This is a genomic window from Strawberry lethal yellows phytoplasma (CPA) str. NZSb11, from assembly GCF_000397185.1.
Classification (GTDB): domain Bacteria; phylum Bacillota_I; class Bacilli_A; order Acholeplasmatales; family Acholeplasmataceae; genus Phytoplasma; species Phytoplasma australiense.
The window spans coordinates 459,910-485,784 of record NC_021236.1 but is presented as its reverse complement, the minus strand read 5'-3'; the positions used below and the strand labels follow the sequence as shown (position 1 = coordinate 485,784).

The 25,875-nt window shown below is 26.9% G+C and carries 20 protein-coding genes and 1 pseudogene; 15 read left to right on the top strand and 6 right to left on the bottom strand.

All coding sequences use genetic code 11. The features are described 5' to 3' along the window. Positions 1-148: 148 nt before the first annotated feature. Positions 149-310 carry a single stranded DNA-binding domain-containing protein gene (locus tag SLY_RS05455; protein WP_200858673.1) on the bottom strand — a complete coding sequence of 54 codons (162 nt, stop codon included), beginning with the start codon at positions 308-310 and terminating at the stop codon, positions 149-151. Continuing rightward, positions 310-921: a sigma-70 family RNA polymerase sigma factor gene (locus tag SLY_RS02310; protein ID WP_015638018.1), complete on the bottom strand. Its 612-nt coding sequence runs from the start codon at positions 919-921 to the stop codon at positions 310-312. Before SLY_RS02310 ends, SLY_RS05455 begins: the two co-directional genes overlap by 1 nt. A 233-nt stretch (positions 922-1,154) precedes the next feature. Between SLY_RS02310 and SLY_RS04975 the strand changes: the two genes are divergently transcribed. From SLY_RS04975 to SLY_RS02285, 5 genes and pseudogenes are all read left to right on the top strand, one after another. Next, the gene (locus tag SLY_RS04975) at positions 1,155-1,730 is read left to right on the top strand and encodes a DNA methyltransferase (RefSeq protein WP_012359182.1); all 576 of its coding nucleotides are present in this window, start codon (positions 1,155-1,157) and stop codon (positions 1,728-1,730) included. Between the two features lie 365 nt (positions 1,731-2,095). Beyond that, positions 2,096-2,702, top strand: a pseudogene (locus tag SLY_RS02300) (phase variable surface lipoprotein). A 604-nt stretch (positions 2,703-3,306) separates the two neighbouring features. After that, positions 3,307-4,269 carry an IS3 family transposase gene (locus SLY_RS02295; RefSeq protein WP_015638015.1) on the top strand — a complete coding sequence of 321 codons (963 nt, stop codon included), beginning with the start codon at positions 3,307-3,309 and terminating at the stop codon, positions 4,267-4,269. Positions 4,270-4,630: 361 nt separating this feature from the next. Beyond that, positions 4,631-5,128: an ATP-binding cassette domain-containing protein gene (locus tag SLY_RS02290; RefSeq protein WP_268741343.1), complete on the top strand. Its 498-nt coding sequence runs from the start codon at positions 4,631-4,633 to the stop codon at positions 5,126-5,128. Between the two features lie 1,307 nt (positions 5,129-6,435). Beyond that, a complete protein-coding gene (locus tag SLY_RS02285; protein ID WP_041784328.1) occupies positions 6,436-6,843 on the top strand; it encodes an Hsp20 family protein in 408 nt (135 codons plus the stop codon). Positions 6,844-7,180: 337 nt separating this feature from the next. On the opposite strand, the gene SLY_RS02280 is transcribed toward SLY_RS02285, so the two are convergent. Then, positions 7,181-7,558, bottom strand: coding sequence for a restriction endonuclease subunit S domain-containing protein (locus SLY_RS02280; RefSeq protein ID WP_015638009.1), 378 nt, complete (start codon positions 7,556-7,558; stop codon positions 7,181-7,183). Between the two features lie 294 nt (positions 7,559-7,852). Here SLY_RS02280 and rpmB point away from each other — a divergent pair, with 294 nt between their 5' ends. From rpmB to SLY_RS02230, 8 genes are all read left to right on the top strand, one after another. Then, a complete protein-coding gene (gene rpmB / locus SLY_RS02275; RefSeq protein ID WP_012359177.1) occupies positions 7,853-8,038 on the top strand; it encodes a 50S ribosomal protein L28 in 186 nt (61 codons plus the stop codon). A 46-nt stretch (positions 8,039-8,084) separates the two neighbouring features. After that, positions 8,085-8,324 (top strand): 50S ribosomal protein L31, encoded by a 240-nt coding sequence (rpmE, locus tag SLY_RS02270; RefSeq protein WP_012359176.1) that lies wholly within the window; start codon positions 8,085-8,087, stop codon positions 8,322-8,324. Between the two features lie 48 nt (positions 8,325-8,372). Then, positions 8,373-8,972, top strand: coding sequence for a thymidine kinase (locus SLY_RS02265; protein ID WP_012359175.1), 600 nt, complete (start codon positions 8,373-8,375; stop codon positions 8,970-8,972). Between the two features lie 34 nt (positions 8,973-9,006). Then, positions 9,007-9,507 (top strand): nucleoside deaminase, encoded by a 501-nt coding sequence (locus SLY_RS02260; RefSeq protein WP_012359174.1) that lies wholly within the window; start codon positions 9,007-9,009, stop codon positions 9,505-9,507. 87 nt (positions 9,508-9,594) lie between these two features. After that, positions 9,595-10,833, top strand: coding sequence for a tRNA nucleotidyltransferase/poly(A) polymerase-related protein (locus SLY_RS02255; RefSeq protein WP_041784326.1), 1,239 nt, complete (start codon positions 9,595-9,597; stop codon positions 10,831-10,833). Further along, complete coding sequence (locus tag SLY_RS02250; protein ID WP_148284438.1) at positions 10,820-11,770, top strand: HD domain-containing protein; 951 nt, start codon at positions 10,820-10,822, stop codon at positions 11,768-11,770. Before SLY_RS02255 ends, SLY_RS02250 begins: the two co-directional genes overlap by 14 nt. A gap of 2,146 nt (positions 11,771-13,916) precedes the next feature. Beyond that, positions 13,917-14,822, top strand: coding sequence for a ribonuclease HIII (gene rnhC / locus SLY_RS02240; RefSeq protein ID WP_015638005.1), 906 nt, complete (start codon positions 13,917-13,919; stop codon positions 14,820-14,822). Between the two features lie 1,122 nt (positions 14,823-15,944). Next, positions 15,945-16,358: an HIT family protein gene (locus SLY_RS02230; RefSeq protein WP_012359167.1), complete on the top strand. Its 414-nt coding sequence runs from the start codon at positions 15,945-15,947 to the stop codon at positions 16,356-16,358. A gap of 308 nt (positions 16,359-16,666) precedes the next feature. Here the strand turns inward: SLY_RS02230 and SLY_RS05645 are convergent, their stop codons facing one another. Next, complete coding sequence (locus SLY_RS05645) at positions 16,667-16,825, bottom strand: hypothetical protein (RefSeq protein WP_015638002.1); 159 nt, start codon at positions 16,823-16,825, stop codon at positions 16,667-16,669. A gap of 1,404 nt (positions 16,826-18,229) precedes the next feature. On the opposite strand from SLY_RS05645, the gene SLY_RS02220 reads away from it, so the two are divergent. Together SLY_RS02220 and SLY_RS02215 are read left to right on the top strand one after the other, a co-directional pair. Beyond that, positions 18,230-19,618: a TldD/PmbA family protein gene (locus SLY_RS02220; protein ID WP_041784501.1), complete on the top strand. Its 1,389-nt coding sequence runs from the start codon at positions 18,230-18,232 to the stop codon at positions 19,616-19,618. Then, positions 19,605-20,918 (top strand): TldD/PmbA family protein, encoded by a 1,314-nt coding sequence (locus tag SLY_RS02215; protein WP_015637998.1) that lies wholly within the window; start codon positions 19,605-19,607, stop codon positions 20,916-20,918. The genes SLY_RS02220 and SLY_RS02215 overlap by 14 nt, the downstream gene beginning before the upstream one ends. Positions 20,919-21,987: 1,069 nt before the next feature. Here SLY_RS02215 and lon read toward each other — a convergent pair. After that, a complete protein-coding gene (gene lon / locus SLY_RS02210) occupies positions 21,988-24,351 on the bottom strand; it encodes an endopeptidase La (RefSeq protein ID WP_015637996.1) in 2,364 nt (787 codons plus the stop codon). Between the two features lie 24 nt (positions 24,352-24,375). Then, positions 24,376-25,662, bottom strand: coding sequence for a trigger factor (gene tig / locus SLY_RS02205; protein WP_015637995.1), 1,287 nt, complete (start codon positions 25,660-25,662; stop codon positions 24,376-24,378). Positions 25,663-25,875: the final 213 nt, after the last annotated feature.

The window sequence follows — 25,875 nt, the reverse complement described above, 5'->3', positions numbered from 1 at the left end:
AAGTGGTACTGGTTGAGAACAACAAATTTAAAAATAATTAATATTTTATATTTTGACAAATAATTTTAATTATGTTATAATATAAGTAGTTAATAAACAATTTGGTTTTTCGAAAAAATCATATTTTTTTTGGAAAAAAATGTTGTTCTCAAATGGTGCCATTTTCGTGGAGCTTACCACATTGCACTTTGTCTTTGATGTTTACGGCTAAGTCGAAATCAACTTTAGCAATTCGTTCTCCTTTGCTGTTTAAAAATTCTTTTTTTGGGTCGCTTGTTAGACGGCCGATTAATTGGGTTCTATTTAACATTAGTTATTTTCTCCTTTTTTGAATATTTTTTGTAATTTAGCGATGGCTCTAATTTTGATAACTGCCACGCGATTTAAAGAAAATTTTTGGTTGTATTTGTTTTCTAATTCTTCCGCGATTTGTTTGTTGGAACGAATAACTTTATCGTTGTCTTCAACGTCTTTCGGGGAAACCCCGAGGGTCCAACTGATAACGTCAAATTGTTTATCCGTTAAATTTTTAGTTAATATTTGTAAGAAAATATCGTGATGTGCTTGTTTAAGCCATAGTTGATGAGGCGTAAGGATTTCATCCCACTTGGGTTGTGTGGCTTCTTCCCATTCTTCGAAACCAATTTTAGTTATTATTTTTTTGTGTTTTTGAGGCATTGAAGCTGATTGACATTTGCGGATAAGTTCGTGAATCGCAAATTTAATGTGTTCGATAGCGTATCCAATAAACTGGTCAATGTCTACTTGAAAATCATACCCTTCGAGGGCATTGATTAAACCTAAAACACCTTCTTGAAATAAATCTTGTCTTTGAAGTATTGAGGGGAAGTATTTGAACTTACTAACTATTTTATTAACTAGTGGGTAATAAAGTTCTACAAGTTGATTTCTGATTTGCAAATTTGCAAATTTTTTTTATTTTTTAAAAATTCTTGAAATAATTCTTTTTTTCTATTTTCATCTGTCGGCATTGTTCTCCTTTCTAAAAAAACGTTTTTTTAGAAAAGATAGAAAAATTATTATTTTTTAGTTTTGGGTACAAAAAAAGACCGACTAAAAATAAGTCAGTCTTAAAGAATTTTTAAAAAATAAAAAGTGTCCTAATTTTTTCATCAGTCCATAAACAAAGAATTTTGGCTTGGCATTATACTAACAAAAACATGCCTTCTTGTAGTTTTTGGCAACGTTCTTATGAATCCATTTTATGTCTTTGGAATAACGAAAAACCAAAAATTAATATCGACCAAATTAGAGAACCTTATACTTCCAATTTTTTGAAATATGATGGAAAAAAAAGAAATGGCACTTTAGGCCGTTTTGGCAATTCCGAAACTTTATATCGCGTAAACGAAAAAGGAGTTCTTCCGCGTGATATCATCAAAGTCCCTGCTTTGGCGGGTGGCGCAGGCTTTAAAGAACGGTTCTTTTTGTGTAAAACTTGTGATTGTAAAATTTTTAGATCCAAAGAACTAAAAAACCACCAATCCCCTCATCAAACTATTATTCATCCTACCCAAAAACCTCAAATGTTAACTAATAAATTAATTGATTCAGCGATTATGGAAAACCAAAAAGGCAATGTTTTAATTCCTTTCGCTGGTTCAGGTTCAGAATGTTTAGTTGCCAAAAAGAAAAACTTAAATTATATCGGCATCGAAATAAACCCTGATTATGTAATGTTAATCAACGAAGCATTAAAAAAAATATAAACTAAAATAAACTATAAAAAAAAGTTTAATCCACAAAAAACACTTTTCACCCTCAAAGGCATAAAATAACACATTTTCAAAAAAATCTCTTTATTTTACCCTTTTTTCATCTTTTTTTAACACCATTTGAATTATAATACCTAATTTAAAAATTAGAAGCAAATAAGGGCAAATACGAGCGAAAAAATGACTCGTTATTTTACCCCTTATTCGCCTTTTTCAGAAACTTTTGAGTTATAATACCTCATTTCAAAAACAAGCCCAAACAAAGGTATTTATTTAAGTTTCAATAAAAATCACAACACAACACGCTAAGGCAATGCCTAAATTACAAATTCAACAATAAAAAAAGGAGAAACATAAACATGGAAAACAACCAAAAAAGAGGGGTTCTTGGGAATAAAAACAATAAACCAACAACCCCCACTGACTTACAAGAAATCAAAACTTTTCTACAAGCTCTAAAAGAAGAATTAATTAACCTTACAATTACTCCCCACTCTAAAAAAGAAGGCGGTTATCGCGAAGCGAACTACCGCCCCAAAAATCAAATTCTTTTTGTTGATGCAAGAATTTTGGAAGAAATCCAAACATTCAGAAAAAGCATAATCAAAGATAACAACATTCACAATAATAAACACTCAAAACCCTTATCCTCAAACTCTCTTAAAACGCATTTTGATAACTTCCAAATCAATTACAAAAATATCGCCAAAGATGCTATCAAAGAAACAATTGGAAAAATCGACATCAACAAATTAACAACTTTACGCTTATTTCCGCTAGACCCTGATAAGCGTGATAAATTCAATAATCTTATCAAAACTAACTACAAAAAAGGCCTAAATATCATCTATTATCACCAAGAAGACCATAAAACACATTAACTTCTTTATAACCAGAGCTAAACAAGGATATCGTGTGAAAAAGCTTCATCCAATGTATAAGTATTTATTAAAGTCAAAGGTCTAAAATATCTAACACTTTTATAACAGTCCACTAACAGTTTTATAACACTTTGCTACCTAATATTTTTCTGTTAAATACTATCTCAAACGCCATGTGATATTTTATATTTTATATCGATAATGATAATGATAATCGATATTTTATATTATCGGTATTTTCTTTTTAATCATTTTCATTAACGATATAAATAACTCTCTTCAAGTTTTTTTAAAAATTTCCGATGCGTTCCGTAGATAAAAATATTCAAATCCAAAAATGAAAAAAATCTAAGAGCCCTCAAGGGCTCAGATAAAGCATAAACCTTTTGAGGGAAAAAATAGAATAGAAAAAGAACCCCCCCAGTTCCGCACAACCCCCCCTTTTTTTTAGAAATCAAAACCCTTCTTTTTCAATCACGACTGGACTAAAACATCCTTTTTATCCACCAACAGTGCTTTAAATTTACGCACAAGCTTAATAACCAAAGTAATAACTGAGGCTGGTTATAGCGATTAAACAAACAATTATTGAAAAATAATATTTATTTCATTGAGTAATTTTGGTCACAAATATGTTGTAATATGTTACAATGATTTTTGTAATTGACAAAAAAATATGGAGATAATCGATGTCAGAAACACAAAAAATGCAAAAATTAAATAACAAAATAATATTATTACAAAATATGATTTCTCAAATTAAAATCATTGATAAAGAAATTGTTTTTAAATTAGTTAAACGTTTTTTCAAAACTCTCAATTTATCTACCATCCTAAGAACAATCAAAATCAACCGCAGCACTTATTACTATTGGCTAAAAAATCAAGAAAAGAAACGATTACAATGCGAAAACTACCTTTTACAACAAAAACGCATCCAGCCTTTATGTTCTCGTTATCAATATTTTTACGGATATCGCAAAATCACTCATTTATATCAAAAAACTTTCAACGAACACATCGCCAAGGAAAAAGTGTATCAAATTATGAAAGAAAATAATATTTGCTGCCGTTTAAGAATAAAAAAAGTCAAACGTGCATATAAAAACAACTTAAAGCCTAAATTAAGTGTAGCACCCAACCTTATCAACCGCGATTTTATTGCAACCAAACCACTTCAAAAATTATTTACCGACATCACATTTTTCCCAACTCCTGAAGGTTTTGTTTATTTTTCTGCAATCATTGACTCTTTTAACAATCAAATAATCGCCTCCCACACCTCAAACCGCCAAGATAAAGAGTTAATTTTAAATACAATCAAAAAATTACCCCCACTAAAAGACCCTTGTGTTATTCATTCCGACCGCGGCACGGTTTACCAATCGCTCAAAGTGCAAAATAAACTAATTAAAAAAGGCTTTTTAATCAGCATGTCCCACAAAGCAACCCCACGCGATAATGCTGTGATTGAAAACTTTTTCGGCCAAATGAAAAGTATTTTATTCAACCAACATCCGTTTTTATTTCAACAAGAACCACACGAAATTAAAAAAATTATCCATCACTTCCCTTCTTTTTGGAATAAAAGATGGATGTTGGCTAAATTAAATAATTTATCACCTTTAAAATATTCTCAATCCTTCAGATAGTATTTTAATTAATGATAAAATCAACTACAACCTTTTTAAAAAGAGGTTATTTCACTGTACATTTTTTTGAGCAAAAATACCCTTGCAAAATCACAAAACATCAAAAAACGTGATTATTTTGTAAAAAAAATAACACCCCTTCATTTTAGACTAGCGTTTTCGATTTTTTTTGCCTCTTATATAGTGAAGGGATAAAAATATATCTTTTGAAACGAGCAAAATATTAAAAAACTTATGGACGATTTTGGTTTAATTAATTTGTTTTGTTGATTTGAAAAGATATGAAATTATCTATTATTTTTGTAGTTTTAAAGAATAATTTTTTAAAACAAAAAATGTCTAAAAAACATCATCTCCCCAGATTTTTCAAAACCCAGATACAGCCTTAAATCCTAAAATGATTGTTAAAGATTTAATTGAAGAAGGTTTGATTTGCCAAGGGATTAAAGATCAAGTATTAAGACAAAAGAAAGTTAACCAAATGATTCGTTTAGTAGACTTAAGACTAAGTGATTTATCTCGTTATCCTCATGAATTTTCAGGAGGACAAAAACAAAGAATCGTCATTGCCAGAGCTTTAATCGTAACACCTACCATACTTATTGCAGACGAACCTATTTCAGCTTTGGATGTTTCTATTCAAGCCCAAATCCTTAATTTATTAAACGATTTAAAAAAACAATTAGGATTAACTATCATTTTTATTTCTCATGATTTAGAAGTAGTTAGATATTTTTGTGATTCTTTAGCTGTAATGTACCAAGGCAATATAGTTGAGCAAGGTACTACAGAAGAAATATTTTCACACACAAAACATCCTTATACACAAAGATTATTAAATGATTCTAATTTCAATTAAGATAATGTTTTTGATAAATAATGTTTTTGATAATTTTTTAGTTAAAAAATAATTAATTCCTGAAAAATTTAGTTTTACTAAGTAAAATAAATAATAAATTAAGATAAAATGAATATACCAAAATGAATCAATTATGGAATTTTTGACTAGAAATAAATTTTTTATATCTGATTGTGTTTGTTATATTATTAAAAAACGGACGCACTCCTTAAAAATTGTTTTGATGAATAAAAAAATATTATTTTTCCAAACTAATTACGATTTATTTTCTTTTTTTACACTTTTTGTTTTATTTTTTTAAACTTAAAAAAGATTGCAATAATTACAATTTCTTTAAATTAAAAAAAACTCTGACATTTCATTAAAATTATTCCTTTTTTTGATAGTCTTTTAATTTCTGTCAATTGCAAATTATCTTTGTTTAAAGTTGAGGATATGCATTAAACAAACTAAACAAATTAATCTTGTAAGTTTAAAAACCTAAAAGCACCAAAGCCAATAAAATCATTCAAAGATATTAGTTTATTTACAATTACAAACGAAAAACAAATGTTTTTAAAACAATTTTTATTTTAAATTTTTTAAAAACCTAAAAAGCTTGTGATAATTACACATGTTTTACGATTAAAAATTCCAATGTTTTGTTGTTTATGTTTTTTCTTTAAGATGGCGAAATGATTTTTTAGACATTTTTTTGTGTTCAAAAATATTCTTTCAAACTAAAAATAATAGATAATTTAATATTATTTAAACTAACAAAAAAATTAACTAAAAACAAAAGCGTCCTAAGTTTTTTCATATTTTGCTAAATTCAGAAAATATGCCTGCAATTTTTCCATAAACAAATCCCAAAAAAACCTTTTTTTTGGAGCAAATAATGTCATATTTTGATGTTTGTAGTTTAAAATTATGTAAAGATTTGCATTTTTAAGTTTTTTCTTTCTTTTTTAGTTTTTCTTTTAACTCTTTGTTTGTAATTTATAATTTAGGGGCATCTTAAGAAAGTTATTTTTTTGTTATTTTGTTCCAACTGTTTTATTCAATATTAAAGATGGTTTGAAAAATGTGTTAGTTTTTGGATTGATAAGCCAGAAAAACTTGTAATCATAATCAATTATTTTAAATTTCATCATCACTCATCTCTTTATTTTTTAACCTTGATACTTTAACTCAAAAACTGGTGGAAAGATATTGAAAAAAATTAATTAGCACTCAAGGGTTGACAGTGCTATTTTTTTTTGTTAAAATACAATTGAACTTAAAAAATAATTTAAGTTTGATAAAAATACTTTGAAGAGGTGATAAAAATGTTATTTAATTTAATTGACTCAGAAAAAGATTTATTTGAAGATTTATTCGCAGGAATTCAACCAACCAATTTGAACCATATGATGAAAACAGATATCCAAGAAAAAGATGATAAATATTTAATTACCGTGGAATTGCCGGGTTTCCAAAAAGAAAATATTAAAGTAGCCTTAGAAAAAGGTTATTTGATTGTTGAAGCTAAAACAAATCAAGAAAATGAAAAAAAAGAACGTAATTTTTTAAGAAAAGAAAGATTACAAGGTATTTTCCGACGTAATTTTTACTTAGGAAAAGGTTTTTCATTAGAAGATATCCAAGGACGCTTGGAAGAAGGTTTACTAAAGTTAAGTGTTACTAAAAAAGATACAAAAGAAGTTAAAGAAAAACGTTATTTAGAACTAAAATAAAAAGACCCTTTGAGAGGGTCTTATTTTTTTATTTGTTAAAAAAAGTCATTGTACAAAAAGATATTTTTAAAAAAAGATAAATGTTAAAAATTGCTTTCTTTAATCATCTTTGATAATAAGAAAATAAGCAACAGAGTTGTTTTATTGAAAAAAATTACCAAATTCATTTATTATTTTTTAAAAAAATAATAAAATTCATCAAAAAAAGATAAAAAAAGAGACAAAAAAGTTTAATCTCTTATTAATTTTTATTTAAAATAAAACATCTTATTGAAATATAATTGATATTCTTGTTGATGTTTTTCTAATAAGTTTTGTATTATTTTAATTCTTTCATCTAACAAAGACAAAAAAAAGCGATTTTGTTTTGTTCTTTTAAGGAAGGAAAGAAAAATTCTAAATTTAAAAAAGATTTCATATCAGAACATACGCGACCACATGAATTGCCTTTATTAATAATAGAATCATAAATTAAAATAGAATTGTCGTTTCTTACTAAATAATGCAAATAAAGACAAGATATCTTATCAGTATTTATTTTATATATTTTGTAAGAAGGAGAAATAAGAACTTTTTTATTTGAAAGATTAACACAAATAGTTCCTCTGTCTAAATTTTGAGGATAAACAGCTAAATCATTAGGAAAAACTATTTTATAACCAACATTATTTTTACTAGCTATTATTTTTTTAAATTTTTTCTTTTGTAAAATCAATCCTTGTCCTTTGTTAATGCGTTTTTAAATTATTTCGTAAGCTCAGTATTTAAAAATAACTAAAAAAACATCATCTCCCCATGCCTACCGCCGATTTTGGCTACTTATTATTGAATTTTTAAAAACTAAATTTTGTGAATGTTTGGAAAAGTTCAATTTAAACCAGTTGTTTCTTTTAAATGACAACTTCCACACATAAAAACCATTTTAAAAAAGAAAAAAATAATTTATATCTTAATCATTAATTATGATATAATGAAAGTATATGTAAATATAAGCAAAGGGGATAAAAACATGAAATGTTATGTGACTGGTAAAACTACTCTTTTTGGAAATCGTCGCAGTCACGCGATGAACGCAACAAAGAGAGTTTGGAAAAGTAATTTGCAAAGCGTTAGAATTATTAACGAACAAGGAAAAGTACAAAAGGTAAAAATTGCTGCCAGAGCTTTAAAAAAACTTAAATTAAAAAGAGTTTAATTTTTTTCATTAAGTTTTTAATAATTATCAAGGAGTCTTTATAAATATGAAAAATAACATCCATCCTAAATCTCAAACCGTTAAAATTTCTTGTCCAACTTGCGAAAGACAATATCAAGTTGAAACAACGGTTCCTAGCATCAAAATAGAAACATGTTTCAAATGTGGACCTTTTTACACTGGTTCGCAAAATTTTGTTGTTGCCGCGGGTCCAATTGATAAATTTAATAAACGTTATAATGTGAACACTCAAAAATCAGTTGACCAAAAAGAAAAAAATAAATAACTTCCAAAAACTCATAATAATGAAGTTAATAGAAGAGGTTTTAAAATAATGCCAAAAGAACAACAAGGATTCATTGAAGTTATTTGTGGTCCTATGTTTGCAGGAAAAACAGAAGCGTTAATAAAACGCTATCAAGAAGCTCAAAAATTGAAAAAAAATATTCTATCATTTAAGCCTCGCATTGATAATCGTTATTCTTCTGAAGGATTCATTGTTTCTCACAGTCAAAATAAATTTCCTGCGATTTTAATTGATCAAAGTCGCGATATTCTCCCTTTTGTTACTCCAGAAACTGACTTAATAATCATTGATGAAGTTCAATTTTTAGATAATGATATTTTTGGGATTGTTGATTATTTGGCTAACCAAAATATTCAAATTATTTTAGCAGGTTTAGATCTTGATTTTAAAGGCAAACCCTTCGGACCTATGCCTTATTTGTTAGCGTTAGCAGAAGTTGTGACTAAGTTAACTGCTATTTGTGCTGTTAGTGGTAAAAAAGCTACTAAAACACAAAGATTAATTAACGGAAAACCAGCCAAAAGCAATGATTCAACAATTTTAGTAGGCGGTCAAGAATATCATGAACCTCGTTGCCGCCGTCATCATGAATTATTAGACGTTGATAAAAAAACCATTAATTTATAAAAGTATTAAAAAAACAGGTGTATTTTAAGTTTTTATGACTCAAAATGACAAAAATCTCTTTTTTATGAAAGCAGCTTTTCAAGAAGCTTATAAAGCTTATTTGAAAAAAGAAGTTCCTGTGGGTGCGGTAGTTGTTTTAAATAATCAGATTATTGCGCGAGCTCACAACAATCGGAAACAAAAAAACCTTTTTTTTGGTCATGCTGAATTTTTAGCCCTTATAAAAGCTAATAAAAAATTAAAAAATCGTCGTTTGACTAATTCTTCTGTCTATGTTACTTTAGAACCTTGTTTAATGTGTGCGGGTGCTTTAATTCAGGCCGGAGTTAAACATGTGTATTATGGTGCCGCTGATTCTAAAACCGGTTGCATCAAAAGCTTATTGACTTCTTTTGAACTCCCATTGCCTCATAAAGTTATTGCTCATTCAGGTTTTTTAGCGCAAGAAAGTTCAGATCTTTTAAAAACCTTTTTTCAACAATTAAGAAAAAAAGATGGTTCTAAAAAGACAAAAAATACATCTATTTTATTATAAAGACCATCTTTTAATGGTCTTTTTTTATTAATTAAAAACATTATTTGGATGGAGTGCGATCAACCAATTTACAAAAGTAATAAAAATATGAAAAATTTATCATCTCTTGGAAAAATTAAAAAAGCACAAAAAATTATTCAAATATTTAAACAAAAAGGATTTGAAGCCTTTATTGTAGGTGGTGCTGTGAGAGATTATTTATTAAATATCCCATTCAACCAAGATGTTGATATTACAACAAATGCTGTGCCACAAGATATTAATGCTATTTTTCAAAGCCAAAAACGAGCTTATTACGGATGCATTAAAATTATTTTTGAAGAAGAAAGTTTTGAAATCACCACTTACAGAGAAGAAGATATTTATTTAAATCACCGTCATCCTAACAAAATCGTTTTTATTCAGGAAGTTAAAAAAGATGTTATTAGAAGAGATTTTACTATTAATGCTTTATTAATGGATGAAAAGGGACAAATTTTTGATTGGACCGAAGGAAAATCAGATTTAACAAAAAAAATACTTCGCACGATTCAAAATCCTTTTATAAGTTTTGAAAAAGATGCCTTAAGAATAATGAGAGCTTTTTATTTTCAAGCTAAATTAAATTTTCAAATAGAAAAACAAACGCAAATTGCTTTAACGAAACATTCACATTTATTAACCCAAATATCTTCTTCAAGAATTTATGAATATTTACAAAAAATAATTACTTATCCTCATTGGCAAGCGAGTTTTAAAATGATGATTGAAACAAAGGCTCATTTATTTTTAAAACCCATTACAAAAGCCATTATTTTTTTTGCTTCTTTAAAAGATGAAGAATTTACAAACAAAAACTTAGAAGAAAATATTTTTTGGAGCATTGCATTTGTTTTTAACAAAAATATTTTTTCCCTTTTCCCTATTAATTCTAAAAAAAAGAAACAATGCCAAACCTTAATCATTTTAAGTAATCATATTTTCACAAATTTAAAATTGAATTTATTCACACATCAACTTTCCAATTGTTTGTTAGCTTATAAAATCAATTACCTTTTATCTCCTCAAAAATCAAAAAATTTTTTGATTGAAAATTTAGACAATATCAAACAAACATATAAAAATCTCCCTTTGAAAAACTTTCAAGAATTAAAAATGGATTGGCGCCAAATAGCCCCTCATCGAATCCCAGAAATAAAACAAAAAGTAATTCAAGCTGTTTTAGAAAAAAAAATAACTAACGAATTAGAAGAATTAAAAGCATTTGTTTTCAATCACAAACATAATGAAAAAGTGGATGCTTGGCATAAAAAAGAAAAAAAGAGAAAAAAATATGACAAACAATAATATTATTATAAAACAAAAAGATCAAATAAATCATTTAGTAGGAAAAGTAACGAGTATTAATCAAGGAAATCATTTTTATAATGTCAATTTGCAATTAACTAATAAAACGGATATTAATGTTAAATTAGACAAAGAAACACCAAGCCCTGTACAAGGAAAAATATACTGTTTTCAAACTATTTGCCTTTTGGATAAAGAGGAGTTGGTTTTGTTGAATCAAAAATTTAGTTTGGCGCAAGAAGTGCTTGATGCCCAAACTTTATATGATGTTTTTTTAGCTTTTTTTGTCTGCTCTCCTGTTTCATTTGCAGTGATTGAACGAGAATTAGAAAAATATCTTGCTCAAATAAAAAACAAAATCATCAAAAAGATAACAACTAATTTATATTTTAAAAATAAAAAAGACTTTTTGATTGCCAAAGCAGCTTTGAAAATGCATCATAATTATTACGGCGGATTGGGTTATCACACTTGGAATATGTTAAAAATGGCAGAATCTCTTCTTAACATTTATCCTTTTTTAAACCGCGATTTGTTGTATGCAGGAATTATTTTGCATGATATGGCAAAAATTCAAGAAATTGATGCAGATAAAAAGAATTATACAAAAGAAGGGAAATTATTGGGTCATTTATTGATGATTACTTTTGAGGTGGAAAAAGAAGCTAATTTATTAGGTTTCCAAAATACAGAAGAAATTTTACTTCTCAAACACATTCTTATTTCTAATCATGGACTTTTAGAATATGAAGCTGCTAAAAACCCTCAAATAGCAGAAACTCTTTTAATTTGGTATTTGGATAATATTGATGCAAAATTAACTGTTTTGCAAGAAACCTTGGAAAAAACTGAGAACCAGACTTTTACAACTCCAATTTCTATTTTAGAAAAAAGAAACTTTTATAAGTTTTTTTTAGATCCTAAAAATGATGAATAAAACATATTTTTTGAATATACAATTAATTACAACAAAAATATTGATGTAAAAACTAACTAACTTTTGAAAAAATAAAAAACCTTCCACAACTTTTTTGCAATTATTAACAATTCTTTTTGAATATCGTAAATATTTTATGCATAAAAACATTACTTGTTTTTGAAATGTGTTTTTTCCCAAAACTTACAGACACTTTTGCTTTTAAAAAAATCTTGAAGCCTAAAAAAATAATTTTCAAATTAAGTCTAAAAATGTTTTTTTCCAAAAACAACTTAATAAATGACAAAATAGCAAACAGTAAATATTTGTTATAAATAGAAAAATTAATGCTAGAAGAAAACGTGCAAAAAAATAATAAGAAAAACAAAAAAGAATAAGGAGAATAAATAATATGCAAATAACTGATAAACAAAAAATTATTTTTTAATTGGAATTATTTTATTACAATGTTGTCATTTGTGGTAATTTTGTTTTTCATTAATAATCGCCGATTTTTCCCTAATCGCAAAAATCTTGATGACTCACAATACACCAAACACTACCCAAGAATAGACAAGTTAACCCTAATTTTATTTACAAAATCCGACGAAAAAACCATTGATTACATCAGGGCGTCAAAGAAGCACACTTTATCTTGGAATCTAACCAATTCCCAACGCCGATAAACACTGAAAGTATATGAACGGTCCATCAAATGAAAAGATGGTGGATTAAAGCAGTTCATAAATGCGGGTTGAGACGAAGTAGTTAGTCAAGATGACATCGCTAACAAATCATTCTATGGAAAAGCCTGAAATGGCCTAAGAAGAAAAGAAGATGCAATATCAAAACCTGCGTCGCAAACTACTACAAGCGAGCAGTCCAGACACTATCAACAAAAATGATGTGTGTTGGATAGTTTATCAATCACTAAAGAAAACCTGGAATCTCACCAACAGTCAGGAAAGACGCTAAAACATAAGTGGTAACTTCTCCTAAGGAATGAAGGTAGATAAAGTGAGGAACTTGGATAATCCTAAAGGTTCTAGTGTGGGAATAAAAGCCCACATCCCCAAGGAGAAAGAGGTTTGTAGTAGTCGGAGTAACTAAAACATTGTTTGGAATAACAATGATAATTGCCCTCCCACGGAGCTTAGGAAAGCTAAGTACAAGGTGAAAGAGCTAGTACCCCTCGTGGAAATTATTACGTTCAATAGAAGGCTGATAGGTAGCAATACTAAGGAAACGAGTTGGAATACTCAAATCTGATAAGCAGCACACTGGAAGGGATGAATATCTCTAACCTAAACTATAATGAGTTATAATTTCAATCAGACAGAAAACAAATCTGGATGAACGTAAACAACAATAGCAATATTGTTCTAACTCAGAAATGAGAGTGGGTAGTGAAAGCCGTATGCTTGGAAACTTACTCGTACGGTTTGGAGGCGGGGCTGTTTGTAATAGAGAGTAGGAAAACAAATCCTACAATCGAAACGCAAATATTCTATCCCTATCTTTAAATGCGACTCTGAAACACAAATTCCGATTATAGGATTAATTTTCCACCCTGATGAATCAATTGAAATCACTACCAAATTCGATCCGACGCCAAATCCATCAATTAAACGAATTTATTACAAACCCATCAAAGAATCAGACCCACAAGCAGTCTATCCACCTCAAATCATCATAAAATCTGAAAAAAACGTTGAATACATCTACGAACATGATCCTAAAACACACCGTTTTATCCCTCAACCAACCCCATATCCAACCCTAGGAGATGAATAAATTATGCAATTCTCCTTTCTTCTTTTCCTAACTTATCTACTATCACAATCTCTTTCCAGCGCACGCCAAATCATTCACACACACAACTTGTCTCGGCTATAAAAAACATTTTATATTTTTTTTGAGAAATTAAAAACAATTTAAAAACCTTAATTGCAACTAATTTATGGAAATTCCAAAACTAAAAAAATCCACAATCAAGGACTCAAATAGCAGAAAAAAATTGATAATGTTGAAACCAAATTAACTGTTTTTCAAGAAATTTTGGTAAAAAAAGAAACGCTATATTTTTAAAACTCCAATCTTTATTTTTAAATTTTTTATAATTTTTCGGATTCCAAAAATAATTAATTAAAAGGATTAAGAAAAAGAAATGTCACATTTCACTTTAAAATTAAATTCAGACCAGTTTATGGTAATTCAAAAATATTACCAAAAAGAGTTGCAAACGCAAAGCAATTCCAAAACTATTGCTTTTTTTGTCAAAAGCGATAAAAATATGATAACTGTTTATCGCAACGGCACTTTATTGGTTCAAGGTTCAGATGCTTTTTCTAAAATTCTTTTTTTGCAAAAATTATTACAAACAAAGCCATTAAATGAAAAAAAAAACACAAAATCTTATTATTTAGAATCGATTGGCTCTGATGAAGTAGGAACTGGAGATGTTTTTGGCCCTATTATAGTTTGTTCTGTTTATATTCCTCCTCAAAACATTACTTTTTTCCAAAAAAAAATTTTTCTTTCTGAATCAAAACAAATGTTAGATAAAAACATTATCCAAACTGTTCCTTTAATTATGGATAAAGTTATTAAAACGATTGTCACAATAAAACCAAGCAAATACAATAAATTGATTGTCAACAACAATTTAAACAAAATTAAAGCTTTAATGCATAATTTATCTATTCTTCAAACTGTTGAAAAAATTAACAAAGCCGTGCCTGTTATTTTAGATCAATTTTGTTTACCCAAATTATATTTTAATTATTTAAAAGATGAAACATCTGTTTATCAAAAAATCAATTTTCAAACAAAAGCAGACAGCAATTATTTAAGCGTTGCTGTTGCATCTCTTATTGCTAGATATTATTTTTTGAAAAAAATGAATCAATTAAACCATCAATTAGATTGCAAATTATACTTAGGGGCAGGCGAAAGGGTGGATCGGCAAATTGCTTCAATTGTCGAAAAACACGGAAATTCAATTTTAAAAAACATTGCCAAATGCAATTTTAAAAATATTACCCATAAATTTCAAAAATATTTAACAAAATAAATATCATTTTGAAAAGTTTTTATTTTATTGCTATTAAATTTTGTGATGCATATGTTTTTTTCATCTTCGCTGCAAAATTAACTGTTTTGCGAGAAATATTGTAAAAAATAAGTGTCATATTTTTACAAACCCCTTTATTTTAGAAAAAAGAAATTTTTATAAGTTTTTTAAACCTAAAAATGATGAATAAAACGTATTTTTTTGAATACACTAAATTAACTACAACAAAAATATTGATGCAAAAAATAACTAAATTTTGAAAATAAAAAAAACAACCAATATTACAATTATTAACAATTTTTTTTGAGGATAGCGCATATTTTATGCATAAAAATATTCTTTTTTTGAAATCATTATTCTTTCTAAAACTTATAATTTTTTTTGCTTTTAAAAAACTTTGAAAACTAAAAATAATTTTCAAATTTTGTCTAAAATTTTTTTGTTAAAAAACCTAACAGCCAAACCACTTAATAAATGACAACAATCCCAAACAATCAATTCAAGACCAAATATAAATATATAATGAAGTTGCATTACAAAAAGAATTTACAAAAAACCATAAATATCATTTTTGGATAAAGAAACACTCAAAAAAACTGCAAAAAATAAAAATATGGCACATTTGTCTATAAATTTTTTTGTTGGTAATTTATTGATGTAAATAAAAAAATATCTTTTGAGTTTTTTTGGTTTTTAATCTTGCAAGATTAATTTGTTTGTGTTTATGGAAAAATTGAATACTTAATTGAAAAATACCTGATTAACTCATTAAATGAAATTAAAAAGTTATCAAAAACTTAATATTTAATACAATTTTAGATTTTTTTAATCCAAGGAAATTTAAATTGTTGCGATATTTTGTAAGTTTTCAAGAAAAAATAAAAAAGTTGTCTAAAAAAATATTTTAAAATAAAAAGAGAAACTAAAAAAATAAGCCCCGATTTTTCATTTAAACATTTAATTTTTTTGAGTGGCTTGCAGTAAAGCTTCAAATATTTAACAAAAATAAAAGCAAAATAATTTTATTGTTAATCAATTATTAAATAAAATTACCAGTTTTTTTGATAAGTTAACGATTTCAAATATAAAACTAAATGGTAATAGACATGAAAGGAATTTATTATGTCAACTGTTTTTACTAAAATCATTCAAAAAGAAATCCCAAGTTATCCTTTATATGAAGATAATTTATTAATTGCCTTTTTAGATATTACGCAAGCAACAAAAGGACACACTTTAGTTGTGACTAAAAAAGAATATCGCAACATTGAAGAAGTCCCTGAAGAAGTTTTTATTCATCTATTTAAAATAGTTCATAAAATAAGCAAAGCATTAATTAAAACATTTCAATTACAAGGGATTAATTTATTAAATAATAATGGGAGTGTTGCAGGACAAACAGTTTTTCATTATCATGTTCACTTGCTTCCTCGGTTTTGCAAAAAAGAAATTGGAGTTATGTTAAAAAATAACGCTAATAATTTAAAAATTTCAGATTATAAAAAGGTTCAACAAGCTATTTTAATGAATTTATAAAAATTATCATTTTCACATTTTTTATTTTTTAAGAAATTGAAAAAAAATGCAGACTTATTTTTAACCTTTGTCAAAATAGTGATTATATTTTTGTTCTTTTCAAAATTATTTGTTATTGTCTGTTTCTCTTTTTAATTTTTTAATATCGTTTTTGCAATTATTGCCAAAAAGGTTGTAATTTTCAATTATAAATTATTTTTTAACTTTCCAAATGAAAAGAGACTTTTCAGTCTCTTTTTTGTATTTTTGCAGTTGTGATAAAAATTTTCGGAAACAAAACCTTTAAGAAGTTAATAATTATTAGATTTTTAAGAATGTTGTAAAATGGTTGCAACCCCTAAAGTAATTGTTTTTAAAAAAGTGTTTTTTTGATATATTACAATCAATACAATTATTATTTTATTCATCAAAATGCGAGCAGTGTTAATCATAATAATAAACATGAGGAGATGATATTTTTTAGACATTTTTTTGTTTTCAAAAAATATTCTTTAAAACCAACAAAACAAATTAATTAAACTAAAAATGTTCATAAGTTTTTTCATGTTTTGCTAATTTCAAGAGATATATTTTTATCCCTTCACTTTATATATAAGCAAAAAAAATCGAAAACACGCCTCTAAAATGAAGGGGTGTGCATTTTTTTACACAATAATCACGTTTTTCGTTGTTTTGTGATTTTTCAAGGGTATTTTTGCTCAAAAAAAATGTACAGTAAAACAACTTCTTTTTAAAAAGGTTTGAGGAGATGATATTTTTTTAGACATTTTTTTGTTTTAAAAAATATTCTTTAAAACTAAAAAACAATAGATAATTTTATATTCTTTAAAACCAACAAAACAAATTAATTAAACTAAAAAGTACCCTAATTTTTTCAGCATCCAAGTTTAATAAAACAAGTTCATTTTTGTTCTAAATGGTTCCAAAGGAAAATAATTGAGGCATGTAAAAAAATATTGATTTTGGATGTTGAAATATTTAAAAAACTTTTTATTTTTTAAAAAAAATTAGAAATGACAATTAATTCTGTCTTTTTTCTTTTTAAGACCAAAAAAAATCACATCATGACTAAAAATATTTTTTTAAAAAAGAGACAAAACGATTGTAAATTAAATATTTTTTAAAAAAGTTGAAAACAGACAGCCAAGTTAAAGATATTTTAGAGATGATTGTGTGAAAAGAAAAAATATTTAAATGATTTTCAAAAAATAAAAAATTGCCCTAAATACTGTAACATCCCACCTTTTTTAGGAATTACTTTTAAGATTATTTATGTTATTTTTGGCACTCTCTTGATCTTTGATTGTTTTTTTATAGTTTTTATAATAATAAAAAAGATGGTTTTTGATTTATAAAGAATATAAAATTAAAAAGAAAATTAATCAAAACAACAATAAATAATTATTTGTGAGTAATTATTCCAATAAGACCAACTTTAAAAAGTTAGTTTTTTTATTCATACCAAAAGGAAAGACTAAATTTAATTCTCCAGAAATTAGACATTTTTTCACTTAATTAAACTATTTTTTATTTTGAAAAGATATGGAAATATCTGATTGATTCTAGATTGCAAAGAATATTTTTTTAAAACAAAAATGTCTAAAAAACATCATCTCCCCATTTGTTTAAAAAAACCTGAACCGCCCAGACTTTTAAAAATTATGTTTAATAAAAATAGAAGTATCAATGTTATTTTTTTTAACTTTTAGTCAATATTTTTTTAATTATTGTAAAAGTCAAAAAACAATCCAAACAATTCTTAATATTAAAAAAATTAACAAATCAATATTAATTGATATTAATCTAAAAAAATGATAAAATAAAGTGTATTATATAAAAAATAAAGGAGGTCCTTCCATAAAGTGGACGCCATGCATAAAGAAGATATTCAAAAACTTTTAGCTTTTTCTTTAGAAAAAGGAGTGGATTTTGCTGAATTTTTTTTCGAAAACACTTCTTCTGAAGTTATTAAAATTATTGGTGAAGAAGTAACTTCTATTAGCAATAATAATATTTTTGGAGTAGGAATACGCTTATTAAAAGGTTTTAATGAAGTTTATAGCTATACTAACCAAATCGATTATGATAGTGTTTTGACTTTAATTGAAAAAATGAAGCAATCTTTTCAAGGAGAAAAAACTGAAGTTATTCCTTTAAAAGAACCATTGCCTTTTTCTAAAAACGTGCAAAAACCTTTCGATAGCATGTCTAAAAAAGAAAAAACACAAAAATTATTAAAATTATCCCAAATAATTAAAAATTATGACCCCCAAATCATCCAATCAATCGTTACCTTGGAACAAAAAGAACAACAAGTTTTAATTGCCAATAGTTTGGGAGTTTATCAAAAAGATCAAAGAAATTATATTAGATGTAGTTTGTTTGCAGTAGCTCAATCAGGTGGGGAGATGCAAGAAGCTTTTGCAGGCCCAGGAAGATTTATGGGATTAGAATTTTTTGACCAAATCAACTTAGAAAAAATTGCACGCGAAGTTGCCGTGCAAGCAGTTTCTTTATTGCAAGCTCAACCATTAAAACCTCAAGTTATGCCGGTTGTGATTAATCATGGTTTTGGCGGAGTAATTTTCCACGAAGCATGCGGACATCCATTAGAAGCGACTGCAATTGCCAAAGGACTTTCTCCTTTTAACAACAAAATGAATCAAAAAATCGCTTCTGAAGTAGTAACAGCTTATGACGATGGAACAATTGAAGGGGCTTGGGGAAGACTTAATTTTGATGATGAAGGCCGCAAAACCCAAAAAAACCTTTTAATTGAAAAAGGAATTTTAAAAGGATATTTAGTTGATTTTCGTAATGGTCGTAAAATGAACATGAAACCCACCGGATCTGCTCGTAGACAATCTTATAAATACTCTCCTACTTCTCGGATGAATTCAACTTATATTGAAAAAGGCAACGAAACACCTGAACAAATCATTCAAGATACTGCTTATGGCCTTTATGCTAAATCTTTAGGAGGGGGAACGGTTGTACCTGCTACAGGAGAATTTAATTTTATAGTAAATGAAGGTTATTTAATTGAAAAAGGCAAATTAACGACTCATGTCAAAGGAGCAATGCTTATTGGACATGGAGCCGATATTTTAACAAAAATTGACCGCGTTGCCAATGATTTAGTTTTAGGACAAGGGATGTGTGGCTCTGAGTCTGGTTATTTGCCAGTTGATGTTGGTCAGCCTACAATTAGAGTCAAAGAAATAATTGTAGGAGGAGTAAAACAAAATGAAAACAAATAAATGGCTTGAACAAGGTTTAAAAGAAGGTTTTGATGCCTTAGAAATACTTATTCACGAAAACAAAAGCTTTAAATTATCTTTGGAACAAGGAAAAATAGATGCTTGTGTTCATAGCAATGTTAAATCTTTTATTGTCAGAGGGATTTATCAAAACCAAAAAACATCTTTTTCGTTAGAAAAACTGGATGATGAAGCTTTTTTAGATGCTTTAAAAAACATGAAAGAAAACTGTCAAAATATCACTTCCAAAGAACCAGCCTTAATTTTTGAAGGTCCTGCAACTTATCCTGAAGTTAAAGAAAATAAATTTGATTTTAGTCAAATCCCTTTAGATCATAAAATACAATTATTAAAAGAATTAGAAAAAACAATTTCTGAAAGTGTTTATTTACAAAAAATAGATGATTTAATTTATAAAGAAAGTTTTTCTAAAACTACTTTATTGAATTCTAAAAAAGTTTCTTTGTCGCATCAAAATAGCTGCGCTTATCTATACGCTTCAGGGGTTTTTCAAAAAGACAAAGATATTGAAAGTTTTGGCGAAAGTACTTTAGAAAAAACTTTTGATGCCTTTGATCCAGTTAAATTAGGCCGTCAAATTGTTGATACGACTGAAAAAAAAATAGGTGGAGTATCTATTTTATCTCAAAAATATCCAGTTGTTTTTTCTAATGAAATGTTTGCTGAACTTTTAGATGGTTTTAGTGATATTTTTTCGGGAAATAGTGCTTATCGTAATTTAACTAAATTAAAAGATAAAGTTAATCATTTAATTGCGACTCCTATCGTCAATCTTTTCGATGATCCACTTCATGAAAGAGCTTATTTTCAAGAAAAATTCGATGAAGAATGTGTACCTTGTCAAACTAAACCAATCATTTATCAAGGTGCCTTTAAAGGATTTATTCACAATTTAAAAACCGCTCACTTTTTTAAGGAAAAACCTACTGGAAATGGTTTTGGTGGGGGTATTTCTATGGTTAACTGTTACTTAGAGCCAGGAAAAAATTCTTTTCAAGAATTGATTGCTCCAATTCAAAATGGTGTCTACATTACTGATTTAATTGGACTTCATGCAGGAATTAAAACTGTTAGCGGTGATTTTAGCCTTCAGGCTAGTGGTTTTAAAATTGAAGCAGGAAAAATTACTTCTCCTGTTAAAATGATTGTTCTTTCTGGTAATTTCTTTCAAGTATTAAAAGATATTGTAGGAATTGCTAATGATTTTGAATTTCAAACTTCAGGATTTGGCAGCGCTAGTGTTTGTGTTAGTAGTTTAAGTATTGCTGGAAAAAATTAAAATTTATTAATTTTAAAAATAATTTTAAAAAAAGAAAATCTGTTTTGAAATTGAAAATAACTAAATTATTATTAAATATTTGTCTTTATAAAACTAACAATTAAATATAACGTCAAATAGTTACGAGCTTTGGGAATAAAACCCTCAAAGCTTTATTTATTTTATATCAAAAAGTTTTGAATATTCTATAATTATTCAGGATTGCCCCTTTTATAAAAATAACAATGTTTTTTTAATTAATTACATTTTTATTTTTTTATATTAAAAAATTTTTTAAAGATTTTAAAATTATTACCAGATGTCCCCCTTTTTTTATAAAGCTAACAATTCAACATAACGTCAAATAGTTACGAGCTTTGGGAATAAAACCTCCAAGCTATTTTTATTCATTTATATTTCATTTATTTTATATCAAAAAAATTTGAATATTCTATAATTATTCAGGATTATCCCTTTTATAAAAATAAACAATGTTTTTTTAATTAATTACATTTTTATTTATTTTTTTATATTAAAAAATTTTTTAAAGATTTTAAAATTATTACCAGATGTCCCCCCTTTTTTTATAAAACTAACAATTAAATATAATATCAAAGATTTATGACCTTTGGGAATACAACTTCAAAATTTTTTTACTCGTTTATTTTTTTATATTAAAAAATTTTTTAAAGATTTTAAAATTATTACCAGATGTCCCCCTTTTTTTATAAAGCTAACAATTCAACATAACGTCAAATAGTTACGAGCTTTGGGAATAAAACCTCAAAGCTTTTTTTACTTATTTATATTTTTTTATTTATTTTATATCAAAAAGTTTTGAATATTCTGGAATTATTAAGGATTACCCCTTTTATAAAAATAACAATGTTTTTTTAATTAATTACATTTTTATTTATTTTTTTATATTAAAAAATTTTTTAAATATTTTAAAATTATTACCAGATAACTATTGCTTTTGGAGGATTATCAACAAAGAAAACATCCAAAGAAATAATTATTTTATAAAATAAAAGATAAAAAAAATACCACTCTTTTAGGGTGGTATTTTTTATTTTAAAATATTTTTTAATTAAAGAAATACTTTAGAAAAAACTTCACAAACATCTGAAACAGGAATAATATTTAATTTAGTTCTTACTTCTTCAGGGATATCTTCAATATCTTTAACATTTTCCTGAGGAATTAAAATAGTGTTAAGGCCACTGCGATTGGCAGCAATAGCTTTTTCTTTTAATCCTCCAATGCCCAAAACATCACCTCTCAAAGTGATTTCTCCTGTCATTCCCAAGCCTTTTTTAATATATTTGCGAGTGATGGCAGAAAAAAGAGAAGTTGCAATTGTAATCCCTGCTGAAGGACCATCTTTCGGGACTGCTCCTTCTGGAAGATGTATATGAAAATCATTTTCTAAAAAGATCTTGTTATCCATAATTCCTAATTTTGCAGCATTAGCTTTAATAAAACTTAAAGCAGTATAAGCACTTTCTTTAAGGACATCGCCTAATTTACCAGTTAAAAATAATTGCCCTTTACCTTTATAATAAGTAACTTCCACTTTCAATAATTCGCCGCCAAAATAAGTATAAGCCAGACCATTAGTTGATCCTATTTGCTCTTTTTCTTCTGCTAAAAGATGCAAATATTTTTCTTTACCTAAGTAATCAGAAACATTTTGAGTGTTAATGATAACTTTTTCTTTTTTGTTGATCAGGATTTCTTTCACTGTTTTGCGTGTAAGATTTGACAATATTCTATCCAATTCTCTTACGCCCGCTTCTTTAGTGTAATGACGAATTAAATAAAGAAAGGTTCCATCTTCAATTATTAAATTTTGATGATTAAGACCGTGATTTGCTAATTGTTTAGGAAAAAGATATTTAGAAGCAATTTCAACTTTATCTTTTTCGGTGTAAGAATTCATTTCGATAATTTCCATTCGATCTTTTAAAGGTTCAGGAACATTATCTAAATAATTAGCAGTAGTAATGAAAAGAACTTGAGACAAATCAAATGGTTCTGATAAAAAATGATCAATAAAAGTTTTGTTTTGTTGTGGATCTAATACTTCTAATAAAGCTGATGCAGGGTCAAAATTATAATTAGCAATTAATTTATCAATTTCATCTAATAAAAAAACAGGATTCATTGTTTGAGCTTCTTTGATGCCTGCAAGAATGCGGCCTGGCATAGCTCCGATGTATGTTCTTCTGTGGCCTCTAATTTCTGATTCTTCTTTCATGCCTCCCAAAGACTGCCTAATGAATTTTCTGCCTAAAGATTTGGCGATTGAAGAAACCAAAGAAGTTTTACCAACCCCTGGTGGACCCACTAAACATAAAATGTTTTGAGGATTTTTTTTGGTCATAATTTTAACTGCTGCATATTCTAAAATACGCTCTTTGACTTTAGCCAAACCATAATGACCATCATCTAGAGATTTTTCTATTTGAGCTAAATCATCAATATCTTGAGTAGTTTTTTGCCAAGGGAGTTCCAGTAAAAAATCTAGATAATTTTTAATTACAAAAGATTCCGCCAATAAAGAGGAAGACGATTGATAACGCGACAGTTCTTGTAAAGCTTTTTTCTTAATTGATTCAGGAAGAGGAGTGTTGTTAATTTTTTTTCTTAATTCTGCGATTTCTTCTTCTTTTTTAACTTTATCGCCTAATTCGTTTTGGATGGCTTTCATTTTTTCTCTTAAATAAAATTCTTTTTGGTTTTCATCAATACTTTTTTTAACTTTTTCGTTAATTTTTTGTTCTAAATGCATCCCCATAGTTAAAATATCAATATCTCTTAAAATGTTAAAAAGTCTTTTATTAAGGTCTGCTTCTTTTAAGTATTTATATTTTTCGGAATTATCAATGCGTAAATAAAAAATAATAATGTCGGTTATTTTTTCTACTTCTTGCTCAAATTGAATCATTTCTAAAAAATTATTATTACTTTGGTTTAATAATTGAAAAGGTTTTTTTAAAATCGTATCAATAACAATTTTCATTAAGGTTTTTTCTTCCTCAATTTTGCCAAAAACAGTGTTAATATTTTGATATTCTACTTTTAAAAAAGGTTCTTTTTGTAAAAATTTCTGAACTTTGACTCTTTGCAAAATGCGGAATTTTACTTTATAAAATCCTTGAGGCATTTTAATTTGTGTAATTATTTGAGCCAAAACCGCATAACGATTCAATTCAGTGATTTTTGGCTTTCCTTGTCCAAATCCCGGTCTTATTAAAATAACAACTAAAGATTCATGATGTTCTTTTGATTCCTTTAAAGCATTAATATATTGTTTGTCTGATATTTCAATACGAAAATCAACGTTTGGCATTGGAACAATTTCATTAATAGCCAAAGCCGGTAATTGCGTTTGTGTGTTTTGTTCTAAATCTACAACAGTTTTAGTTTTTTTCATTATTTTTGTTTTCATTTTGAACTCCTTTTCACTTTTTAATTAAGCGAAAACAACATTTTTCATTACTAATTCCCAAGCTTCATCTAACAATAAATTTTGCTTTAAAACTTCAAGATCTAAATTCTGCTTAACTTGTTCAAGTGACATTTGATGCATTTGACTTAAATCTTTGTAACATTGTTCTATTTTTTCTGGGTTGACGGTTATTTTTTCTTGCAAAGCGACTTGTTCCATAATAAGTTGGTATTCTAAGTTGTTTTTTGCTTCTTCATGCCAATTTTGTTCCATTTTTTCTTCAGTAATTCCTAAATATGATTGATATTGTTCTAAGGTTAATTTTTGTTTTTGTAATTGAGCTTGAAATTTATTTTTAATGTCTTTTTTTTCTTCCTCGATTAAAGTTAAAGGAATTGTAAGTTGTGTATTTTGCTTGATTTGATCTAAAACTTCTTTTTCTACTCTTCTTTTATTTTGTTGTTCTTTTTGTTTTGTAAGTTCTTCTGTAACTTTGGTTTGAAGCTCTTCTACAGTTTTGATTTCAGGATATTGCAAAGAGACAACTAATTCATTTGTTAACTCAGGTTTAACTTTGGTTTTGAGGTCATGCAAAGTTACTTTAAAAATAGCTTTTTTATTAGCTAAATCTGATTTAGGATAATCATTAGGAAAAGTAATTGTTATATTTCTTGTTTCTTCTTTTTTCATTCCTATCATTTGTTCTTCAAAACCAGGAACAAATTTTTTAGAACCGATTTCTAAACTAAAATTTTTAGCACTACCGCCTTCAAAAGGTTTGTCATCAATAAAACCTTCAAAATCAAAAATAGCTGTGTCGTTGTTTTCTAAAACGTTACTGTTTTTAGGAACTAATTTTTTCTTACTGTCTAATAAAGAATCAATTTGAGTATTAATTTCTTCTTTTGTGATTTCTAAATCACCTTTACTTAATTTGATTCCTAAATATGAACCTAAAACGACTTTAGGTTTAAGATTAAATTCCAAATTAAAATGAAAGTCTTTTTTTTCTTTGAAATTTTTTTCTTCTAGTCCTACTATTTTAGGCATTCCCATATTTTCAAAAGTTTTTTTGGCCAAAGCTTCTTTGTATTTGTTTTGAACAATCTTTTCTAAAGCGTTATTATATAATTCTTCTTTACCAAAACGAGTTTCAAAAATTTTTCTTGGTACATGCCCTTTTCTAAAACCTTTAACTTCTACTTTATGTTTTATTTGTTCATAAGCCAAAGTAAGATGGTGTTCTAATTCTTCAGTTAAAACCTTAAAACCACACTGGATCTTTTCATCATTAATTTTTTTAATTTCCATTTTTCAATACCTTTTTCTAAGTTTATAACTTCGTATTTGATGATATTGCATCATTTAAAAATAAAAAAGATTAGTTTGCTAAACATTTCTTTTTTTAAATCCCAATTAATTGGTTAGAAAGTTGCAAAGAATTAATCCAAATTCACTTTCTTTCCTGCTAATATTATAGCATTAAAAGCAATTATATTTATAAATATCTTTTTTTGAAAAAGA

Coding starts and splice junctions, on each gene's coding strand:
- SLY_RS02230 (WP_012359167.1), top strand. CDS start 15,945: ATGTCAACTGTTTTTACTAAAATCATTCAAAAAGAAATCCCAAGTTAT.
- SLY_RS05455 (WP_200858673.1), bottom strand. CDS start 310: ATGTTAAATAGAACCCAATTAATCGGCCGTCTAACAAGCGACCCAAAA.
- SLY_RS02285 (WP_041784328.1), top strand. CDS start 6,436: ATGTTATTTAATTTAATTGACTCAGAAAAAGATTTATTTGAAGATTTA.
- SLY_RS02295 (WP_015638015.1), top strand. CDS start 3,307: ATGTCAGAAACACAAAAAATGCAAAAATTAAATAACAAAATAATATTA.
- lon (WP_015637996.1), bottom strand. CDS start 24,351: ATGAAAACAAAAATAATGAAAAAAACTAAAACTGTTGTAGATTTAGAA.
- SLY_RS02265 (WP_012359175.1), top strand. CDS start 8,373: ATGCCAAAAGAACAACAAGGATTCATTGAAGTTATTTGTGGTCCTATG.
- rpmE (WP_012359176.1), top strand. CDS start 8,085: ATGAAAAATAACATCCATCCTAAATCTCAAACCGTTAAAATTTCTTGT.
- rpmB (WP_012359177.1), top strand. CDS start 7,853: ATGAAATGTTATGTGACTGGTAAAACTACTCTTTTTGGAAATCGTCGC.
- SLY_RS05645 (WP_015638002.1), bottom strand. CDS start 16,825: ATGTCTAAAAAATATCATCTCCTCATGTTTATTATTATGATTAACACT.
- tig (WP_015637995.1), bottom strand. CDS start 25,662: ATGGAAATTAAAAAAATTAATGATGAAAAGATCCAGTGTGGTTTTAAG.
- SLY_RS02250 (WP_148284438.1), top strand. CDS start 10,820: ATGACAAACAATAATATTATTATAAAACAAAAAGATCAAATAAATCAT.
- SLY_RS02255 (WP_041784326.1), top strand. CDS start 9,595: ATGAAAAATTTATCATCTCTTGGAAAAATTAAAAAAGCACAAAAAATT.
- SLY_RS02220 (WP_041784501.1), top strand. CDS start 18,230: ATGCATAAAGAAGATATTCAAAAACTTTTAGCTTTTTCTTTAGAAAAA.
- SLY_RS02260 (WP_012359174.1), top strand. CDS start 9,007: ATGACTCAAAATGACAAAAATCTCTTTTTTATGAAAGCAGCTTTTCAA.
- rnhC (WP_015638005.1), top strand. CDS start 13,917: ATGTCACATTTCACTTTAAAATTAAATTCAGACCAGTTTATGGTAATT.
- SLY_RS02215 (WP_015637998.1), top strand. CDS start 19,605: ATGAAAACAAATAAATGGCTTGAACAAGGTTTAAAAGAAGGTTTTGAT.